This window comes from Solibacillus sp. CAU 1738 (assembly GCF_039888725.1).
Classification (GTDB): Bacteria; Bacillota; Bacilli; order Bacillales_A; family Planococcaceae; genus Metasolibacillus.
This window is the reverse complement of the sequence record NZ_JBDQQN010000003.1, coordinates 145080-162596: the sequence shown is the minus strand read 5'-3', so window position 1 is coordinate 162596 and position 17517 is coordinate 145080. Positions and strand designations below refer to the sequence as shown.

Below are 17517 nucleotides of genomic sequence, written 5' to 3'. Positions count from 1 at the left end.
AATTTTATCCAATGTACAACAGATATATGTCCTTTATGCATAAAAAGTATTACTTCCATCTCAAATTGAGATAAAAAAAACCGAGGGCAGCACAAGCTACTCTCGGGATTTTCTATTATACATTTGCCGGTGTTGAACTACCCACTTTATGTTTAGTTATTAATTGTATAGCAAACATAATACCAAAGACAACCAACCCTGTTATATCAGAAATGGATTCTGGATAGATCATTGCCAGTCCTGCCCCAATTAAAATTAGTCTTTCAAACCAAACTAATTTTCTATACCAGAAGCCGATAACGCCAGAGCCTATAGCAATCATTCCCATAATCGCTGTAAATACAACCCAAATAATTTGTATTATCGTTACATCAATCATTAGTAAAGCCGGCGAAAATACAATCATATATGGGATAATAAAAGCAGCAATCGCTAGTTTAGCAGAGTTAACACCTGTTTTAATAGGATCTCCCCCAGATATACCAGAAGCCGCAAATGCCGCAAGAGCTACAGGTGGGGTTATATCCGCGATAATCCCAAAGTAGAATACAAAGAAATGAGCAGATAATAATATAACTACTGGCACTAATTCTTGTGGTGTTCCCGGTGAAAGTAAAGCTACTATAGCCGGAGCAGCGATAGTCGATGTAATAACATAGTTCGCTGTCGTAGGTGCACCCATTCCTAATATAAGTGATGCAATCATTACGAGAAGTAATGTTAAAATAATACTTCCCCCAGATAAGCTTATTAAACTATTCGCTAAGCTTAAACCAAGACCGGTTTTTAATACTACTCCTACGATAATACCTGCACAGGCAGTTGCAGCTACTACACCAAGTGCAGTTCTAGCGCCATCTACTAATGCATCTAAAATATCGCGTGGACCTAAGCGCGTATCTTTGTTGAGCATACCTACTAAAATACATGCGATTACACCATATAATGCTGCATGCATCACTGGCCTACCTGTAAGCATTAGCACGATAATTAATATAATCGGCGTCAATAAATAGATTTTCTTCAATACTTCTTTACGATTTGGCATTTCGTCTTCGGTTAAACCACGTAGCCCTAAGCGTTTAGCCTCAAAATGCGTCATAATCCAAATTCCAGTGAAGTATAGTAGCGCCGGAATAGCTGCTGCTTTTGCAATATCCCAATACGTAACCCCACGTCCAATAAATTCAACCATTAAAAATGCTGCAGCACCCATAATTGGTGGCATTAATTGACCACCTGTTGAGGCAGCGGCTTCTACCCCACCAGCAAATTCTTTTTTATAGCCTAGCTTTTTCATCATCGGAATCGTATATGAGCCTGAAGTAACTACGTTAGCTACAGAACTCCCAGAAATCGTACCTTGCAGAGCAGAGGAGAAAATCGCTACCTTTGCTGGACCGCCAACTAATTTTCCAGCTAAAGTCACTGCTAAATCATTAAAATATTGCCCAACACCTGTTTTCATGAGGAATGCTCCAAATATTAAAAATACGAAAATAAACGTTGCAGATACACTAATAGGCGTCCCTAAAATGCCATCAGTCGAATAGAACATTAAATTTACAATACTTTCAATACTTTGCCCACGATGCGATAAGAAAGCTGGCATGTATGGACCAAAATATGCATAGGCAAGAAACAAACTTGCAATAATAGTAATCGGCAACCCAACAGCACGTCTAGCTGCTTCTAAAACTAGTAAAATGGCTAATAGACCAACAATAAAATCCATTCGCTCTAACTGTCCTAAGCTATTTACTAGTTGTTTATAGTTAATTGTCCAATAGGAACCAACTAACCCTCCCAATAGCGCTAATATATAATCATAGAACGGTATTATATCTTTCTTCTTTTTGCGACGTGCTGGAAATAATAAAAATATAAATACTAAACCAAATCCTAAGTGTATTGTGCGCTGAATTTGCGCTGGAAAGACACCATATATAGCCGTATAAAGTTGAAATAATGCAAACGCTAATAATCCAATATAAATGACATATTTAATAACCCCAGTTACATTTCGGGTATTTGATTCGATATCATATTTTTCTAATAATGCCTGTTGATCTGCTTCTGATAATTGCTTGTGTTGATCATTTTCTAGTTTTATTTCATTTTTATCGACCATTTAGTTTTACTCCTTTCATCTTCTCATAAAATGATATTTTTTGTGCTTGAAACAAATACGATTTCCCTTTTGTTAGTTCCGTTTTCAAATCAATTACTTGCCCTTCATACATAAAGAATAAATCGTAATCTACATTCCCAATATACAAAGTAAAATCCTTTAAGATGACATCATCGGACCGTAATGTATAAACCCCATTTTCATACGTTAGTGACTGCCCCTCTTCTGCATAGCCCGGCATCCCAATGGCAACATCCTCATACTCCATAGAAACGAGTCGAATATTTCTACTTGGTAACAATTCATAGCTTTCAATCACATCCGTTAAATGGATAGAATGAGTAAATTTAGTTTGAAAAAATTTCTCATTGTTCACGGATATATAGTGTATTTTAGGGTTATCGGTTCGCGTTTCAGTAAAAGTAAATACAGTCCACAAAGGGGCTAATAATATTAGTGTACTAATAACAACAGCGCATATAATTGCAATAATCCATTTCACTAAAATGTATAGTCTCCTTTATCGCAGATTAACGGGCAGTAAGACCCCCACTGATTGAAAATTCACTTTATAAAGAAGAGCTCTGAAGCATATAGCAACAGAGCCCCTCTTAAGGTTAAATTAGTTGTTTACTTCGTCGAAATATTTTTTTGCACCTGGATGTACTTCAATACCAATACCATCTAAACCAGTTTTAGCATTGATGAATGCACCCTTTGGATGGCTAATTTTATCTGTGTTATCATAAATCGCTTTTGTGATTTCATAAACTAAATCTTCCGGTAGATCTTTCTTAACTGCTAACATCGCCCCTACTGATACTGCCGGAACTTCTTCCGTTAAGCCGTATGTCCCAGCAGGAATAAGATCTTTTGCATAATAAGGGTATTTTGCAATTAGCTCTTCTGCTTTATCTGCAGTTACAGGAACAATATAAACACCTTTTGTTGTTGCGTTTAACGCTTCAACTGCACCTGTAGGGTAACCCGCCGTTATAAACGCTGCATCAATTTGGCCGGCTTGAATACTGTCTGCTGACTCGCCAAAATCTAAATGTTGCGGCTCTATATCATCCATTGATATTCCATGTATTTCTAATAATTGCTCTGCATTTGCATACGTACCCGATCCAGGTGCTCCTACTGATACTTTTTTCCCTTTTAAGTCTTCAAAAGATTTGATACCTGAACTAGTTAATGTAACGAGCTGAACAGTCTCAGGATAAAGTGCACCGATAGCTGATACAGTATCGATTTTTTCTTTAAACATTAATTTTCCTTCTGTTGCATAGAAAGCAATATCCGTTTGAACGAAAGCGATATCACCTTTACCATCTTGAAGCGCTATCATGTTCGCAGCTGAAGCTTGCGATACTTCGGCTGTTGTCTTAACACCTGTTGCTGTCGTAATTAATTCAGCAAACGTACCACCTAGAGGGTAGTATGTACCTTGTGCCCCACCAGTGTGAATCGATAAATAATCTTTATCAAATAATGGTTTTTCTTCTGTAACTTCTGTATTTGAATCAGTTGTTTGTCCTTCAGTTTCTTTATTATTTTCTGGGCTATTTGTTTCTGAATCGTCATTGCCACAAGCAACAAGTACTAGCATCAAAATACTCAAAATAGTTAAAAACATGAATTTTTTTGATAATTTCATCATAAACCCTCCCACTCTTTCAATATGGGTCTATTTTACATATGATTCTATTCTTTTGTCAAACAATACAGAAGATTCATTGTTTTCTGTAATCAGAAGTATCAACAAACAAATAAAGATGTGTGTGCAAGAAAGTTTTGCACACACATCTTTATTTAATAACACCGCAAGCAATTCGCGTACCTGAATTTCCTGCTGGATCTGTTTTATAATCATCTGCCTTTTCATGAATCACTATAGAAGTACCGTTTCCATCAAGCAATGAATTGGCATGGCCTTTTAATAACGTCACGTTTTCCGAAATGAACTGCAGATCAACTGCCCCTTCATCATCTGTTTTTATATTCGGTAAATCCCCAGCATGCGGACCTTTTGGATTTTCGATTCCGTGCTTTTTGTGCTCAGGGTTGAAGTGTGCACCTGCTGACTCAAATGTAGGCGGTTCACATTTCCCAACTTCATGAATATGGATCCCATGCTCGCCCACAGGTAAACTATTCAGAACTGCCGATAACTCTACTCCTTTCGAAACTTCTGTTAATAATATTTCGCCGATAAGCTCGCCTTTACTATTATGCATTTCCGCTTTTGCAGTCGTAGTAGCCGGCGCATTTACAGGTAGCCCCTCTTCTTTCTGGAATAATGAACAGCCTGCTAGTAAAACAAACGCACTTACCATTAATAATTTGCGCATATGTTTCCCTCCTCTGGACCAGTTTAACCAAATTCGGCACGACTTTATTCGACAAAATAAAAATATCCGCCTAAAATATAGGCGGATTAAAAATTACTCCAAAATTTTTACAGTGACAGTTTTAATTCCCCATGAATTTGCATCATCTTTTGATGGAATAAAAACATCAATTTTATTACCTTTAATGGCACCACCTGTATCAGCTGCAATTGCTTCACCATACCCTTCTACCCATACTTTTGTACCGAGAGGAATGACGTTCGGATCGACTGCAATAACTTTTAAATTTGGATTTGAACGTAAGTCTGTACCGTTTGCAGTAATCCCTGAGCAGCCATTACAGTTTGCTGTATAAGCTGTCGCTTCCATAGTGAGCGTTTTCTCTACAGCTTTTGGTGGTTGTTTACTTTGAGTTTGTTTGCTTTGAGTTTGTTTGCTTTGAGTTTGTTTATTCGTTTCCTTTTGAGATTTTATTCTTTCTTGTTTAGCTTTATCTCCAGACCCTGAAACTACTAACGTATCTCCTGAATAAATCATATCTGATGTTAAGTCATTCCATGCCATCAGCTCGTCTATAGTGACATTAAATTCTGCAGCGATATCGGATAATGTATCGTTTGGTTGTATCGTATAAACTGTACCTTTCTCAGCCACTTTTAATTGCTGATTAGGGAAAATAAGTGATGAATCTAAATTATTTAGTTCTTTTAGATTCTCTACGGATATTGAATATTGTTGAGAAATTTCCCATAAAGAATCCCCTTCCTGAACTGTATGCGTTTCTGCGGTTGCAATTGATGAGTAGCTGCCCACAGTTAAAGTAAATATAGTAGCAAATGCTAGAAATTTCTTATTCATAAAATATTGTCGCCTCCATTTTTACTTGCGCTTTTTTTCGCGCTTTCGAAACTCTGATGACAACTTTACCGAATTTATATTGCAGTTATATGACGGGAAAACGTGCCTTATATTACAATTTGTTTTCACAAACGGAACCATTATTTTACTATTTATTATAATAATTTGTATTATTATTACTATCAATTAGCTTAATATCACTGTTTATATACATATATTCATTAAAAAAGCATATTGCAGAAATATGACATTTCTAACGCGAAATTATTATATGTGTAACAGGTATATGCTTACATTAGTATTATTTGGTTATTTAACTACTAGAAATCCGTTTTCCATAGCCGATATTTAATGAAGAAGGAGGGATTTTTATGGAGATTAACTCAATTATGTCAAATCAGCTTGCTCAGCTACAACAAACGCTGCAAATGACAATTATGGACAAAGCACTTAATGCTGGCGCCGGTGTTGTTGAAATGCTTCAAGAAATGCCAGCTTCTGCTGCTGAGCATCCGTACAAAGGTCAACTAATTGACGTACAGGTGTAAATAATAAAACCCGCGAAGAAAAAACGCGGGTTTTATTATTTTTTGTGTCAAAATTTCAATATAAAGACAAGTTAACTTTGGTTCTTTAACTTACCATAACACTGGCTTATTAACCATTAACCACAACATCACTAGCAGTAAACAAATATATAACCAAGTAGCACGTTTAAGCTTGCGGATAAATTCCGCGCGCACAAAATGTTCCGTACCAAATATTTTCATCGTTGGTTTAAATGCACCTGCTAAAAAGAAAATAGAACCGATCATTAGAGCAACAGTTAATACGACCCACGAAGCATGCCACGGCCAACCACCTAGCCAAATTAATAATATTCCTGATGGAACTACCACATGCCCCGCATGTTTAACGGCTGTAATCCCTGCTTGAAATGAACGAACATAACCTTCTAGCGCTGAATTTTCAGCTGATTCCATAAGCTTGACTATTATCAATAAAACAAATAGCGGGCCAATTGACACGACCGCGCTTAGTATATGGACATATAATATTATTTTAAAGAGAAACAATATAATCACTTCCATTTAAATGTTTGTTTTTAGTATAACATCGCCTCATTGTTAAGATGCTGTAAAAGTGTTGTTAAGTGTGTTGAAATTCGCACTTTTTGGGTATGAATTATAGTAACATGTATGTGAAGGGAGTCCATACATTCCCTTCCCTAATGTCGGACTCTCTAAATATAAAGGAGTGATTTTTATGGGCATTCACCGATTTTTCACAAGTTTAAATGATTTAGAGCGAATTATTCGTTGTCCCGGTCGTTTCAAATTCGAAGAGCATAATGTTGCTGCTCATTCTTGGAAGGTGTCACAGTATGCTATGTTTTTTGCTACACTGGAAGAACGTGCCGGCAACACAATCGATTGGAAATCATTATATGAAAAAACGATTAACCACGATTTTGCCGAAGTATTTATCGGAGACATTAAAACACCCGTTAAGCATGCTTCTCCTGAACTAAAAGAAATGCTTGCTCATGTAGAAAACAAAATGATGGAGAAATTTATTTTAGAAGAGATTCCACCTGATTTTCAAGAAGTTTTCTTTGCACGCATGAAAGAAGGCAAAGACGCAACGATTGAAGGACGCCTACTTGAATTTGCAGATAAGCTCGATCAGTTTTACGAAGCTTTTGCTGAATTAAAACGAGGGAATATAGATACAGAATTCGTCAATATGTATCAAACAGCACTCGCAAAGCTATTATTAATACCACTTGATGCGACAGTTAATTATTTCCGTCATGAAATTTTACAAGATGCGATGCAAGAAGATACACATATCGATGTAGCCACATTAACGAACGAGATTTTAAATAAAGTATAAAACATGCATGTGAAGTTTTCCTATAATAAAGGGAAAGCTTTTTTATTTTGTCTTTTTTTGTAACGAAATACATACTGAAGGTACTAAGATTATGAAAACATAAAATAGTGACTCGCGAAAGGAGGCCGCGATGAAACAGCTTGGAGACATATATGAGCAAATCCAACCGAAGCTTTATACTTTCTTCTATATAAAAACGGCTAATGCATCAGTGGCTGAGGACTTAACGCAAGATGTATTTTATGAGGCAATGAAAAGCATCCACCGTTTTAATGGTCAATCTAGCATTTCCACTTGGCTATTTGCGATTGCGCATCATTTATTAGCAAAATATTATCGCTCAAATCGCTACAAACGCACGTTACATGAAAATTTTAAGCAATTCGGCTCTCCTTCTCATCCGCTCACAACAGAGCAACAAGTGGAGCTCCAGGAAAGTGCCCAAACATTACTCAAAAATATAAATGCCCTTGATACACCCGGAAAAGAAATTGTGTTACTTCGCATTTACGGGGATTGCTCCTTTAAAGAAATCGGTGAGATGCTCGGAAAAAGCGAAAACTACGTGCGCGTCACTTTTCACCGCCTAAAACTAAAGTTACAACAGGAAATGGAGGGAGCCGAATGACTGAATGCAAAATCGTTGAGGATTTACTTCCGCTATTCGAAGAAAATTTATTGCAGGAAGAAACAACAAAATGGGTAAATGAGCACCTTGCCCATTGTTCTACATGCCGTACGAAAACAAATATAGAGTTAACTGAGATCCCTAAGCCTATTCCGAGAAAAACAGCAGCAACAATGATAAAGAATGTTCATATAAAGCTAACTATTTATCAGTTATTATTTGTTCTATTATCTTTTGCTTTTGCAATGAGTACATCCATTTTTACGGGAAGCTTTCAATTTATTTTAAGTTATTTCGTGCTAGGTATATGTACTTTTTACTTTTATCGCAATTGGATTTTAACCATATGTATTGCAATTATTCCTATTTTCATTTGGACTATTTACGATACCATTGCTTCTTTTGGTTCATATAATAATTGGTATTTGCAACAAATGGAATATTACGATTCTATTTTTAGTTTGTTTGGAAGCTTAATTGGTGGGGGCTTGTTAATGGGATTAATCCATACGATTTTTACAATACTTGGTGTAATTGTTGTCGTGCTTGTTACGAAGTCATTTGAAAAGGAGGATACCTTATGACATTCAAAAAATCGCTATATTTAATAGGCGCCTTCCTTATTACGAGTTTCATTTTATTTTTTTACTTTAGCTTTAACGGTAACCCTATTTCAAAAGCATTTGCAAAAAAACAGGCACTCGCCTATTTAGAAATGCAATTTCCAGAAAATAATTATGCAATTCAAGATAATACATTTAATTTCAAAGATGCTAGCTACTATTTTTATTATACTTTAGCAGGGAATAACGGACGTAGTTATCAATATTCGGTTGGAGTAGGAAGAGGATTATACCCAAACAACATTACGTCCAATTATCTCCACTATGATTCGGAAAATTTTGAGATGAGCGAGGAGTTTTCCAATAGTGGAACGGTTTATATTAAAAAACTGACTGAAAATCTAGATTTAAAAGGTGATATATATTACTACGTACAGGTACCTGTAGACTATGTTGAGAAGGATACAAAATGGTCTCCTACTATTGAGTTCCCTGTCGATGCAGAAATAACTGTATTAATTGAACAGCATTTCGAATCAGAAGAAAAATTTATCGCCTATGTCAACTCGATTATGAATGCTTTAAATGACGTAAATTTCAATCAGTTATATGTAGAAAACCGTAATGACGACCAATTGATTTATACTCTCAAAGTAAATAAAGGTGAAAAAGCACAAATTGAAAAAATCCTAAAAAACGAGCGATAATTTGATTTCATAAATAACGCAACTTTATTAATGTTTCTTTAAAAAGAAGTATTTAATCATTAGATCCTAATTAGCCAATCCAAGCCCCATATATTACTCAAAAATAACGTTGTTTTTCGTTGACAAATTTATTAAAACACACTTACTTGCAACGTTATTTCTCATGCTTTACAATACTAACTAAGGCTGCGTTGTACGTATAAATATTAAGTTTTAACCTTTAAGCTGTAACAGGGAGTTTTATATAGAAATTGGAATGGCGTGTCTCAACCCTTTGTGCTTGAGAATAAACAGGAAAATTTTTGCGAACACCCACTTTGAGGAGTGGTGGTTTAAAACTTTCTATAATAAATACGGCATCTGCGGCTTTATTCTTTAACCATACAGCCACAAGGCTTTGAAGCATTTCTCTCATAGTGAAAACTATGGGAGATTTTTTTTGGGAAAAAATGGGTAAATTGTTGGGAGAATATTTAACTTCTCAAATGACATCATATATATTTTTCGTTATCTAAAAATACCAATAATGCTGTCACCAGCAATGTGTCGACGGCTGTTTCTAATTGCGTAAGAAAAAACTTCAGTATTACTTTGTTTGTAAACTGACTCATTGGGAAAACCTCTTTTATAGAACTGATTGTGGCGACTTAATTCTACCAAGAAAAGGTCTTCCTTTTTTGTCGCCTTACTCATTTACACTAAATATTTTTACTCTCTCAAAAAGAGAAAGTCTTTAAAAAAAAGTGAGGGATTTTATTTTGACTGAAAAGTATTTAAAAATAATCGTATTATTTATTTATGGCTTAATATTAAGTGCGATAATAGGTGTTATTTCTTCTGCTTTTTTGATTTTAGTTAATGGATTTACAGATTTTTTATGGACTGACGTACCCAATCGATTAAACATGCCTTCCATTTATCCATTATTTTTATGTACTTTCGGCGGTGTTTTAGTAGGTGTTAGCAGGTATAAGTGGGGAAACCTGCCTAAAATAGCTCATGATTCTATTGTTGAATTAAAAACAACAAAAAGAATGGACTATTCATATGTATATGTAAACTTTTTTATTGCTTTTTTAGTTTTAATCTTTGGTGCAGGTGTAGGTCCTGAAGCAGCCATATTAAGTTCTGTTATTGCGCTATCGGTATGGCAGGCAGATAAAATGCGTTACGTCTATTTTTCCTACAACGAGTGGAAAAAGGATTCTTGGTACATTAGACTAAAAAATTTAGCTTTACCTCATAACTACCGTATTCCCTACGATCCTGATCGAGCTCCTAAAGAGAAAAAATTAGTTTTATTTAAGAAATTATTAAATATGTTATTTATAGTTAATGGTATTGTTACCTTTTGGTTTTTTATTAAAATAACAGAACAACCCCCTCTTGCGATAAAGTTAGGGGAAACTAGTTGGGGACTGAATGAATTGTTTCTTATTATTCCTTTAGTTTTGTTTGGAATTTTATTTAGCAAACTATATAAACTAATGGAAAAAGCAATGAGTAAATTATTTTCTAAAATGAACAATAAAATTATTTTAAGTGCTGTTATCGGTGGTATTGGCATTGGTTTAATGGCTTTAATCGCTCCTAATTTACTTTTTTCCGGCCAACATTCTATGCAATATTTACCTAATTTAGTACCCACTCTTTCAATTGCTACTTTATTTTTAGGTTCTATTTTAAAACTGATTTTTATGGAGTTTTGTTTAAAATCAGGCTGGGTTGGTGGTAATATTTTCCCAGTAATATTCGCTTCTATTTTACAGGGCTATGCTATCGCGGCTTTTTTTCCACAACTAGATACGCTCTTTATCGTAGCCGTTATTGGTAGCAGTGCTTCGATTGCAATTTTACAATCACCGTTATTAGTAGGACTGTTTCTCATACTTTTTTTCCCTAAAGAATTAACCTTAGTAATACTAGTCATTGTGGTTTTATTTATTTGGTTAAGTAAAAAATTCCCCCAAAAAATAACTGCTTAATTTTAGAATAAAATCTGTAGTTCATTTATTACCTTTTTAAATATAAGTTAAATGTCTGTAAAGAACAGTACAACAAGCACTGGTAATATATATGGTTATTAGTGTTAAAATTCACGATAATTAATAAGACCACCCTTTACAGAGTGGTCTTTTTTATATCTAATCGTTTTTTTATTCTACATAAGAGACACGCCATCCATAGAATATCGTGGTAGTCTCATTCTATAAGAAACTATTCATGGCATTTTTAATTTCACTTGTATATTCTTCGACCTCGTTAATCATTGAATTATTAAATATCAAACTACCATTATTGCTATGCCTACGATTCATATCATCCTCAATTAACTTTTTTACATATTTGCTAAAATTGCGGGGCTTACCTTTTAAGGGGTTTATTTTTTCTGCGTGCGTTAATAACGCTACATCGAATTCATCTTTAATGTTAAAGCTTACCGACTTATTATGCCGGCTCATGCAAATGCCCCTTTCGCAATTTCATAATAACCAACAGCGTTAGCGTAAACAGGGACTAATACTTTCACGCCATTCCCACTTTTGATTGTCGGATTTATAATTTCCCCATTGCTGTAATGTTCGATAATTGCAGGAGCTATACCCTCTGCTATCCCTCCGCAAATTAATACTTTATCTGTCTTATTCCATTTGAGCTTTGTTGTATTTCTAATAATTCCTCGTGCGATTGTTGTCATATCATTCTTATCTTTGACCGTTTCCATCCCGAAATTAAATGTAGTGCTGGCGTTGTTAATATGTCGATTATCCATGATCGTTGCAGCGTTAACTGTACCGCTGCCTATGTCGAGTATTCTTGTTAGCCCAGTTGCTGGCTTTGCCCAGTAAGCCGCAGAACCTTCAGGAGCTACACCTACATTATCAATATAAAAACTTCTTATTTTACCGTTAACCTTCACTTCATGTTGCCCGATTAACATTTGCTGAATAATCTTTTTCTCTTCTTCCTTATGCCGCTTAATCGGCTGACCGGTAACTATAGATAGCGTTCCGACGTTTGGGCAATATTTATCTAGGTATCTATTAATCGCAAGTAAAACACGGATTTTATTGTCCTCATGAGCCTTTGTGTCGCCGTACATGGATCCATTGCCGAATTCGTCTTCGAACATTGCGATTGTGCCTGCAAAACCTTTTCGTCCACTGATTTCAAATTCCATATCGTCCTCGCCAAACGATTCTTCTACTTCTCGTTCAAACCAATCACAAATATTCGTTCTAAAAATATCTATACCATGAGGACCAACAACCTTCGCCATGTGATTACCTGCATCAATACCTAAGATTAATTTATTCAACCCTATCCCCTTTCGGATTTTTATTACAACTGTAGTACAATGTATCACTTCACTAAGAGTTTTATTACAATTGTAGTAAAACTGATTTCAAAACGTAAACCTACCTTCTTTATTTTTCACTTTTACTAACAAATAATCGCCATATTATCCATACGATAAAGAACACAATCGCCATCGCTTCCGATCCGGTTATTAGCCAAATTAGAAGTGATAAAAGCCAAAGTATAAAAAATGTCCACATTCCATCCATCCTTATCGTAGTACTCGCCCCTTTTCCTAAGTGATAATTTGTTTTCTTTAGAAAAAATATATGCCAACGAAAAAAATGCGCTTGTTTAAATAATATATTTAAAAAAATATTGTTTAATACAAAAATACGCATCGTTCGGATAACTACGAACGATGCGTATTTTAATCAGATTTAATTTCAATGCAAAGTAACTAATAACGAAATACTACAGTACCATTACTTTAAATAATGACCGATTCTGCAATATTAGATGCATGGTCGCCAATTCGCTCTAAATTACTCACGATATCCGCAAAAACAATTCCAGCAGATCCTACGCATATGCCTTCGTTTAAGCGATTGATGTGTAATTTGCGCAATTTGCGCTCCATTACATCAATTTCAACTTCTTTTTCTAATACTACTTTTGCTAATGATTTGTCTCGTTTTTCTAAAGCCTCAATAGACATTTTCACGGTTTCCATTGTTAGCACGAACATTTCTTGCAGCTCTTCAAATGCTTGATCGCTTAAACGAACACGATGGGAATCTTTATATTGAAGTAGCTCAACGATATTTTCAACATGGTCACCAATTCGTTCAATATCACGAATATTTTCAAATAATGCATGGTGTACATGTGAGTCTGCACCTGATAATGATTGTTTTGAAAGCTCTACTAAATATTCTGTTGATTTTCGATCTAAATTATTTATTGCTTCCTCTATTTGCGCAACTGTAGCAACAGCTTTCATGTCATCTGTCTTTAATATATGCAACGTTTCTTCTAAACCTTGGATGCTATATTCACCCATACGAACAACTTCCATTTTTGCTTGACCAAGTGCTACAGAAGGTGATTTCGTAATCAAAGTAGGATCTAAATATTTTGGTTTATACTCAATTACAGAATCTTCCCCAGGGATTAGCTTTGTTACAACATAAACTAAAACGCCGATGAAAGGTAATTGTATTAGAGTATTGAATAAGTTAAATGTACCGTGAGCAAAGGCAATTTGCATTTTTGGTTCTAAACCTAATAAAGAACTAATCCATTCTACATAGTTTGTAAATAAACCAAGGAAAATCATAAAAATAACTGTTCCGATAATATTAAATAATACGTGCGCTGCAGCTACGCGTCTTGCTGCAACAGATGTCCCTAAAGCTGCTAATATTGCTGTAATTGTCGTACCTATATTATCTCCGAATAGGACTGGTAATGCTCCTTGCAGCGAAATTAGCCCTTCTGAATATAACCCTTGTAAAATACCTATAGTTGCAGAAGAAGATTGTACAATAAATGTGAAAATTGTCCCTACTATTACCCCTAAAATCGGAATGTCAGCCATTCGTACAGTTAGATCTAAGAATGGTTGCCAATCATGTAATGGCTCCATACCTCCGCTCATAAGCTCTAAGCCGATAAACAAGCCCGCAAAACCAAATAATACTTGTCCAATATTTTGAATCGTGCTCTTTTTAAAGAAAAATAAACAGATAGCACCAACTGCCATAATAGGGTAAGCATATGCCCCTACATCAATACCAATAATAAACGCTGTAACTGTTGTACCGATATTCGCTCCCATTATTACACCAATCGCTTGACGCAATTTCATGAAACCAGCACTTACTAAACCAACTGTAATAACCGTTGTACCTGAACTCGATTGAATCAATACGGTTACTACGATACCTACTAATACACCCATTAATGGATTCGTCGTAAATCTATCTAAAATATCTCTAAGGCGATCCCCTGCTGCTTTTTGAAGGCCATCTCCCATATATTTAATTGCAAATAAGAACAGCCCAAGTCCACCTAGAAATTGGAAAATCATTTCTTGTATGTTCATCTCTAAAAATCTCAACCCTTCCCTTGATGTCAGACCTTTCAGACCTTATTATCAATAGATAATCCCCATATGTAAACACTGTTTACAATGCGTTAAATAAATGTTAACAATACCTTTACAATACATTCATATAATCGACATATTTTCCAGTGCATCCTAATGTCGAGTAGCATTGAAAGGTATATTGTTCCACTCATTCCTTTATTACTAATTACTAACATGCGATTAGCCTCATTCTCCTCTCACACCTTTGCTCAATCTTTACTTTCACTCTTGTTAGCATTCCAACTTGGTGGGAGTTTTATTGCTCCTACTTAGAAAAAATATTTATATTTCACTTGCTTCTCACGTTACGTTAGCTTTTACAATAATAGGTAAGAACAAAATAAAACAACGCTGGGAGGTAGTTAAATGTCTGCAAAATATTCAATTGGCGAATTTGCAAAAAAAACCGGTATTACGATTCGGGCATTGCATTATTATGATGAAATAGATTTATTAAAACCGACGTTCATATCGAATGCTGGACGTCGTTATTATTCTGACGCAAATATTATTCAGCTACAAAAAATTGTTACTCTCAAATTTTTAGGTTATTCATTAGAAAAAATTCACGAATTAATACATTTACATGATTGGGATTTGCAAGAGTCATTACAATTTCAAAAGCAAGAGATGATACAAAAAAGAGAACACCTTGACCGTGTAATCCGTGCACTCGACCATGCACTATTTATGATGGAAGAGCAAGGCACAGTCAATGCCAATGTTTTTATGACACTTATTCACAACATCCATAAAGAAGACGAACAAAAGGTATGGTTAAAAAACTATTTTCCAAAAGATGCTGTAGATGAGATGTACAGTTTATCTGAGGAAAAACAAATGGAGCTAAATAGCAAAATGGCTCAACTGATAAATGAGCTAAAAACAGCTTCTGGGCAAGATCCTACAAGCACTTCAGTACAAGCACTTATTGAGCAATATTTTGCTTTGGCATTAGAAGTATACCCAGGCACGATAGAACTTGTTCAAGAATTAGGCAATCAAGAGATTGACATCGAAATGGATAATAGCACAGAGCTCTTCCCGTCTCCTTTTTCCCAAAAGGAAGAGGAATGGATAACACAAGTACTGCAATATTATTTGGACAAAAAAGGTGTGAATATACATGGAGAAGATTGATCAGCAAAAAATGGCGCACTGGAAAAACTTTGTTTTGCTTGTGAAAACTGCGAATGCTCCAAAATGGATTGTTTTTTTAGCTATTGTTTTAGGATTAATCGAAACGATCGCTAGTTTGCTTGTCCCTTTATTTACGATGAATTTAGTAGATCAATTAGCTAATTCAGCTTTCAATGTTTCCTTTATGCTGTTACTTGCAGCCATGTTAATTGTGCAAACTGTATTTTCAGGGCTGTCCTTTTATTTTATGACATATGTTGGTGAGTCGATTGTCTCCTCTATTAGAAGTCGATTATGGCAGCATGTGTTACGTCTACCAGTGCCGTTTTTCGATGCACAACAATCTGGGGAAACAATGAGTAGAATTACGCAAGATACAAATATAGTTAAGACACTGATTACTCAGCATTTAATTACGTTTTTCACAGGTATTATTTCAATAATAGGCTCTATTATTTTCCTTTTGCTCATCGATTGGAAAATGACTGTCATTATGCTTATTTCGGTACCGTTGTCGATTTTGATCATATTACCATTAGGTCAGAGAATATATAAAATTGCGACTTCCACTCAAGATGAGATGGCTAATTTCTCTGGTAATCTCGGGCGTGTTTTATCGAATATTCGACTTGTCAAAGCGTTTCATGCTGAACAAACTGAAAGCTCTTATGGCAATAAAAACATCCGAAATCTGTTCGAATTTGGACTAAAGGAAGCGAAAATACAAGCTTTTATATCACCTTTTATGACATTTGTGATGATGCTCGTTCTCGTTATATTAATTGGCTACGGAGGCGTGCAAGTTGCTTCTGGCGCGTTAACAGCAGGTGCACTTGTCGCAATCATTATTTATATGTTCCAAATTGTTGTGCCGTTCACACAAATGGCCTCTTTCTTTACTGAGCTACAAAAAGCGCTTGGAGCAACGGAAAGAATACAAGAAATTCTCGCTATTGAAAGTGAAACACATGCATCTAAACTCGAAGTAACAAATGCACAACAACCGATTACTTTCCGCAATGTATCATTTGCCTATAAAGAAAACACTATTATTAAGCAGCTTAATTTAACTATTCCTACAGGGAAAATGACAGCTTTCGTCGGACCGAGTGGTAGTGGTAAAACAACGCTATTCTCCCTTCTTGAGCGTTTTTATTCGCCTAGCTCAGGAGAAATCATGCTTGGTCAAGTAAATATTCAAGAGTTCAATTTATTATCTTGGCGTAGCCAGTTCGGCTACGTGTCACAAGAAAGTCCTTTAATGTCTGGGACAATTAAAGAAAATATTTTATACGGCTTAGAGAATGCTGTTACCAATCACGAGATTCAACACGCTTTACAGCAAGCAAATGCACTAGAGTTTATCGGAAAGTTACCAAATGGAATTAATACTGAGGTTGGTGAAAGTGGCATGAAGCTTTCTGGTGGTCAGCGGCAAAGAATTGCTATTGCAAGAGCGCTCATCCGCAATCCTAAAATCCTTCTATTAGATGAAGCTACATCTAATTTAGATAGTGAGTCAGAGCTACTTGTTCAAAAGGCACTGCAACAATTAATGGCTAACCGCACAACACTTGTTATTGCACACCGACTTTCTACCGTGCTAAATGCAGACCAAATTGTAGTATTGGAAAACGGCACAATCACTGGAGTTGGAAAACATGCCGAATTATTTGAAGATCATACTTTATATCAAAAATTAGCAAATCAACAATTGAAAAACCCTTCATATGGCCAAATTTCCATTACCTAAATTCACCTATAATTATCATCGCATAGCGAAACAAA

The 17517-nt window shown here is 35.4% G+C and carries 18 protein-coding genes and 1 other RNA gene; 9 read left to right on the top strand and 10 right to left on the bottom strand.

Annotation, left to right across the window (positions count from 1 at the left end):
* Nucleotides 1-115: 115 nt before the first annotated feature.
* The 5 genes from AAFN87_RS10325 to AAFN87_RS10305 all read right to left on the bottom strand — a co-directional run bounded on the left by AAFN87_RS10325 (nucleotide 116) and on the right by AAFN87_RS10305 (nucleotide 5343).
* A complete protein-coding gene (locus AAFN87_RS10325) occupies nucleotides 116-2131 on the bottom strand; it encodes a TRAP transporter permease (protein WP_347790984.1) in 2016 nt (671 codons plus the stop codon).
* A complete protein-coding gene (locus AAFN87_RS10320) occupies nucleotides 2121-2633 on the bottom strand; it encodes a DUF1850 domain-containing protein (protein ID WP_347790983.1) in 513 nt (170 codons plus the stop codon). Before AAFN87_RS10320 ends, AAFN87_RS10325 begins: the two co-directional genes overlap by 11 nt.
* 120 nt (nucleotides 2634-2753) lie before the next feature.
* Entirely contained in the window at nucleotides 2754-3794 is a 1041-nt protein-coding gene (locus AAFN87_RS10315; RefSeq protein ID WP_481886471.1) for a TAXI family TRAP transporter solute-binding subunit, read from the bottom strand.
* 148 nt (nucleotides 3795-3942) lie between these two features.
* The gene (locus AAFN87_RS10310; RefSeq protein WP_347790982.1) at nucleotides 3943-4485 is read right to left on the bottom strand and encodes a superoxide dismutase family protein; all 543 of its coding nucleotides are present in this window, start codon (nucleotides 4483-4485) and stop codon (nucleotides 3943-3945) included.
* A gap of 93 nt (nucleotides 4486-4578) precedes the next feature.
* A complete protein-coding gene (locus tag AAFN87_RS10305; protein WP_347790981.1) occupies nucleotides 4579-5343 on the bottom strand; it encodes a LysM peptidoglycan-binding and 3D domain-containing protein in 765 nt (254 codons plus the stop codon).
* 371 nt (nucleotides 5344-5714) lie between these two features.
* Here AAFN87_RS10305 and AAFN87_RS10300 point away from each other — a divergent pair, with 371 nt between their 5' ends.
* Nucleotides 5715-5891 carry a putative motility protein gene (locus AAFN87_RS10300; RefSeq protein WP_347790980.1) on the top strand — a complete coding sequence of 59 codons (177 nt, stop codon included), beginning with the start codon at nucleotides 5715-5717 and terminating at the stop codon, nucleotides 5889-5891.
* Nucleotides 5892-5981: 90 nt separating this feature from the next.
* Here the strand turns inward: AAFN87_RS10300 and AAFN87_RS10295 are convergent, their stop codons facing one another.
* The gene (locus AAFN87_RS10295; protein WP_347790979.1) at nucleotides 5982-6326 is read right to left on the bottom strand and encodes a hypothetical protein; all 345 of its coding nucleotides are present in this window, start codon (nucleotides 6324-6326) and stop codon (nucleotides 5982-5984) included.
* Between the two features lie 283 nt (nucleotides 6327-6609).
* Here AAFN87_RS10295 and AAFN87_RS10290 point away from each other — a divergent pair, with 283 nt between their 5' ends.
* The 6 genes from AAFN87_RS10290 to AAFN87_RS10265 all read left to right on the top strand — a co-directional run bounded on the left by AAFN87_RS10290 (nucleotide 6610) and on the right by AAFN87_RS10265 (nucleotide 11122).
* Nucleotides 6610-7239: a YfbR-like 5'-deoxynucleotidase gene (locus tag AAFN87_RS10290; protein WP_347790978.1), complete on the top strand. Its 630-nt coding sequence runs from the start codon at nucleotides 6610-6612 to the stop codon at nucleotides 7237-7239.
* A gap of 130 nt (nucleotides 7240-7369) precedes the next feature.
* The gene (locus AAFN87_RS10285) at nucleotides 7370-7867 is read left to right on the top strand and encodes an RNA polymerase sigma factor (RefSeq protein WP_347790977.1); all 498 of its coding nucleotides are present in this window, start codon (nucleotides 7370-7372) and stop codon (nucleotides 7865-7867) included.
* Nucleotides 7864-8451 (top strand): zf-HC2 domain-containing protein, encoded by a 588-nt coding sequence (locus AAFN87_RS10280; protein ID WP_347790976.1) that lies wholly within the window; start codon nucleotides 7864-7866, stop codon nucleotides 8449-8451. Before AAFN87_RS10285 ends, AAFN87_RS10280 begins: the two co-directional genes overlap by 4 nt.
* Nucleotides 8448-9137 (top strand): YfjL-like protein, encoded by a 690-nt coding sequence (locus AAFN87_RS10275; RefSeq protein WP_347790975.1) that lies wholly within the window; start codon nucleotides 8448-8450, stop codon nucleotides 9135-9137. The genes AAFN87_RS10280 and AAFN87_RS10275 overlap by 4 nt, the downstream gene beginning before the upstream one ends.
* A 180-nt stretch (nucleotides 9138-9317) precedes the next feature.
* A non-coding RNA gene (gene ssrS, locus AAFN87_RS10270) (6S RNA) lies at nucleotides 9318-9510 on the top strand.
* A 385-nt stretch (nucleotides 9511-9895) separates the two neighbouring features.
* Nucleotides 9896-11122, top strand: coding sequence for a chloride channel protein (locus AAFN87_RS10265; RefSeq protein ID WP_347790974.1), 1227 nt, complete (start codon nucleotides 9896-9898; stop codon nucleotides 11120-11122).
* A 222-nt stretch (nucleotides 11123-11344) separates the two neighbouring features.
* Here AAFN87_RS10265 and AAFN87_RS10260 read toward each other — a convergent pair whose 3' ends face one another.
* From AAFN87_RS10260 to AAFN87_RS10245, 4 genes are all read right to left on the bottom strand, one after another.
* Nucleotides 11345-11599 (bottom strand): hypothetical protein, encoded by a 255-nt coding sequence (locus AAFN87_RS10260; protein ID WP_347790973.1) that lies wholly within the window; start codon nucleotides 11597-11599, stop codon nucleotides 11345-11347.
* Entirely contained in the window at nucleotides 11596-12456 is an 861-nt protein-coding gene (locus AAFN87_RS10255; protein ID WP_347790972.1) for a ParM/StbA family protein, read from the bottom strand. Before AAFN87_RS10255 ends, AAFN87_RS10260 begins: the two co-directional genes overlap by 4 nt.
* Nucleotides 12457-12565: 109 nt before the next feature.
* The gene (locus AAFN87_RS10250) at nucleotides 12566-12697 is read right to left on the bottom strand and encodes a hypothetical protein (protein ID WP_347790971.1); all 132 of its coding nucleotides are present in this window, start codon (nucleotides 12695-12697) and stop codon (nucleotides 12566-12568) included.
* A gap of 230 nt (nucleotides 12698-12927) precedes the next feature.
* Nucleotides 12928-14529, bottom strand: a complete 1602-nt coding sequence (locus AAFN87_RS10245) for a Na/Pi cotransporter family protein (RefSeq protein WP_347791449.1) — start codon at nucleotides 14527-14529, stop codon at nucleotides 12928-12930.
* Between the two features lie 426 nt (nucleotides 14530-14955).
* On the opposite strand from AAFN87_RS10245, the gene AAFN87_RS10240 reads away from it, so the two are divergent.
* Together AAFN87_RS10240 and AAFN87_RS10235 are read left to right on the top strand one after the other, a co-directional pair.
* Nucleotides 14956-15729 carry a MerR family transcriptional regulator gene (locus AAFN87_RS10240; RefSeq protein WP_347790970.1) on the top strand — a complete coding sequence of 258 codons (774 nt, stop codon included), beginning with the start codon at nucleotides 14956-14958 and terminating at the stop codon, nucleotides 15727-15729.
* Nucleotides 15716-17482, top strand: a complete 1767-nt coding sequence (locus tag AAFN87_RS10235; protein ID WP_347790969.1) for an ABC transporter ATP-binding protein — start codon at nucleotides 15716-15718, stop codon at nucleotides 17480-17482. The genes AAFN87_RS10240 and AAFN87_RS10235 overlap by 14 nt, the downstream gene beginning before the upstream one ends.
* Nucleotides 17483-17517: the final 35 nt, after the last annotated feature.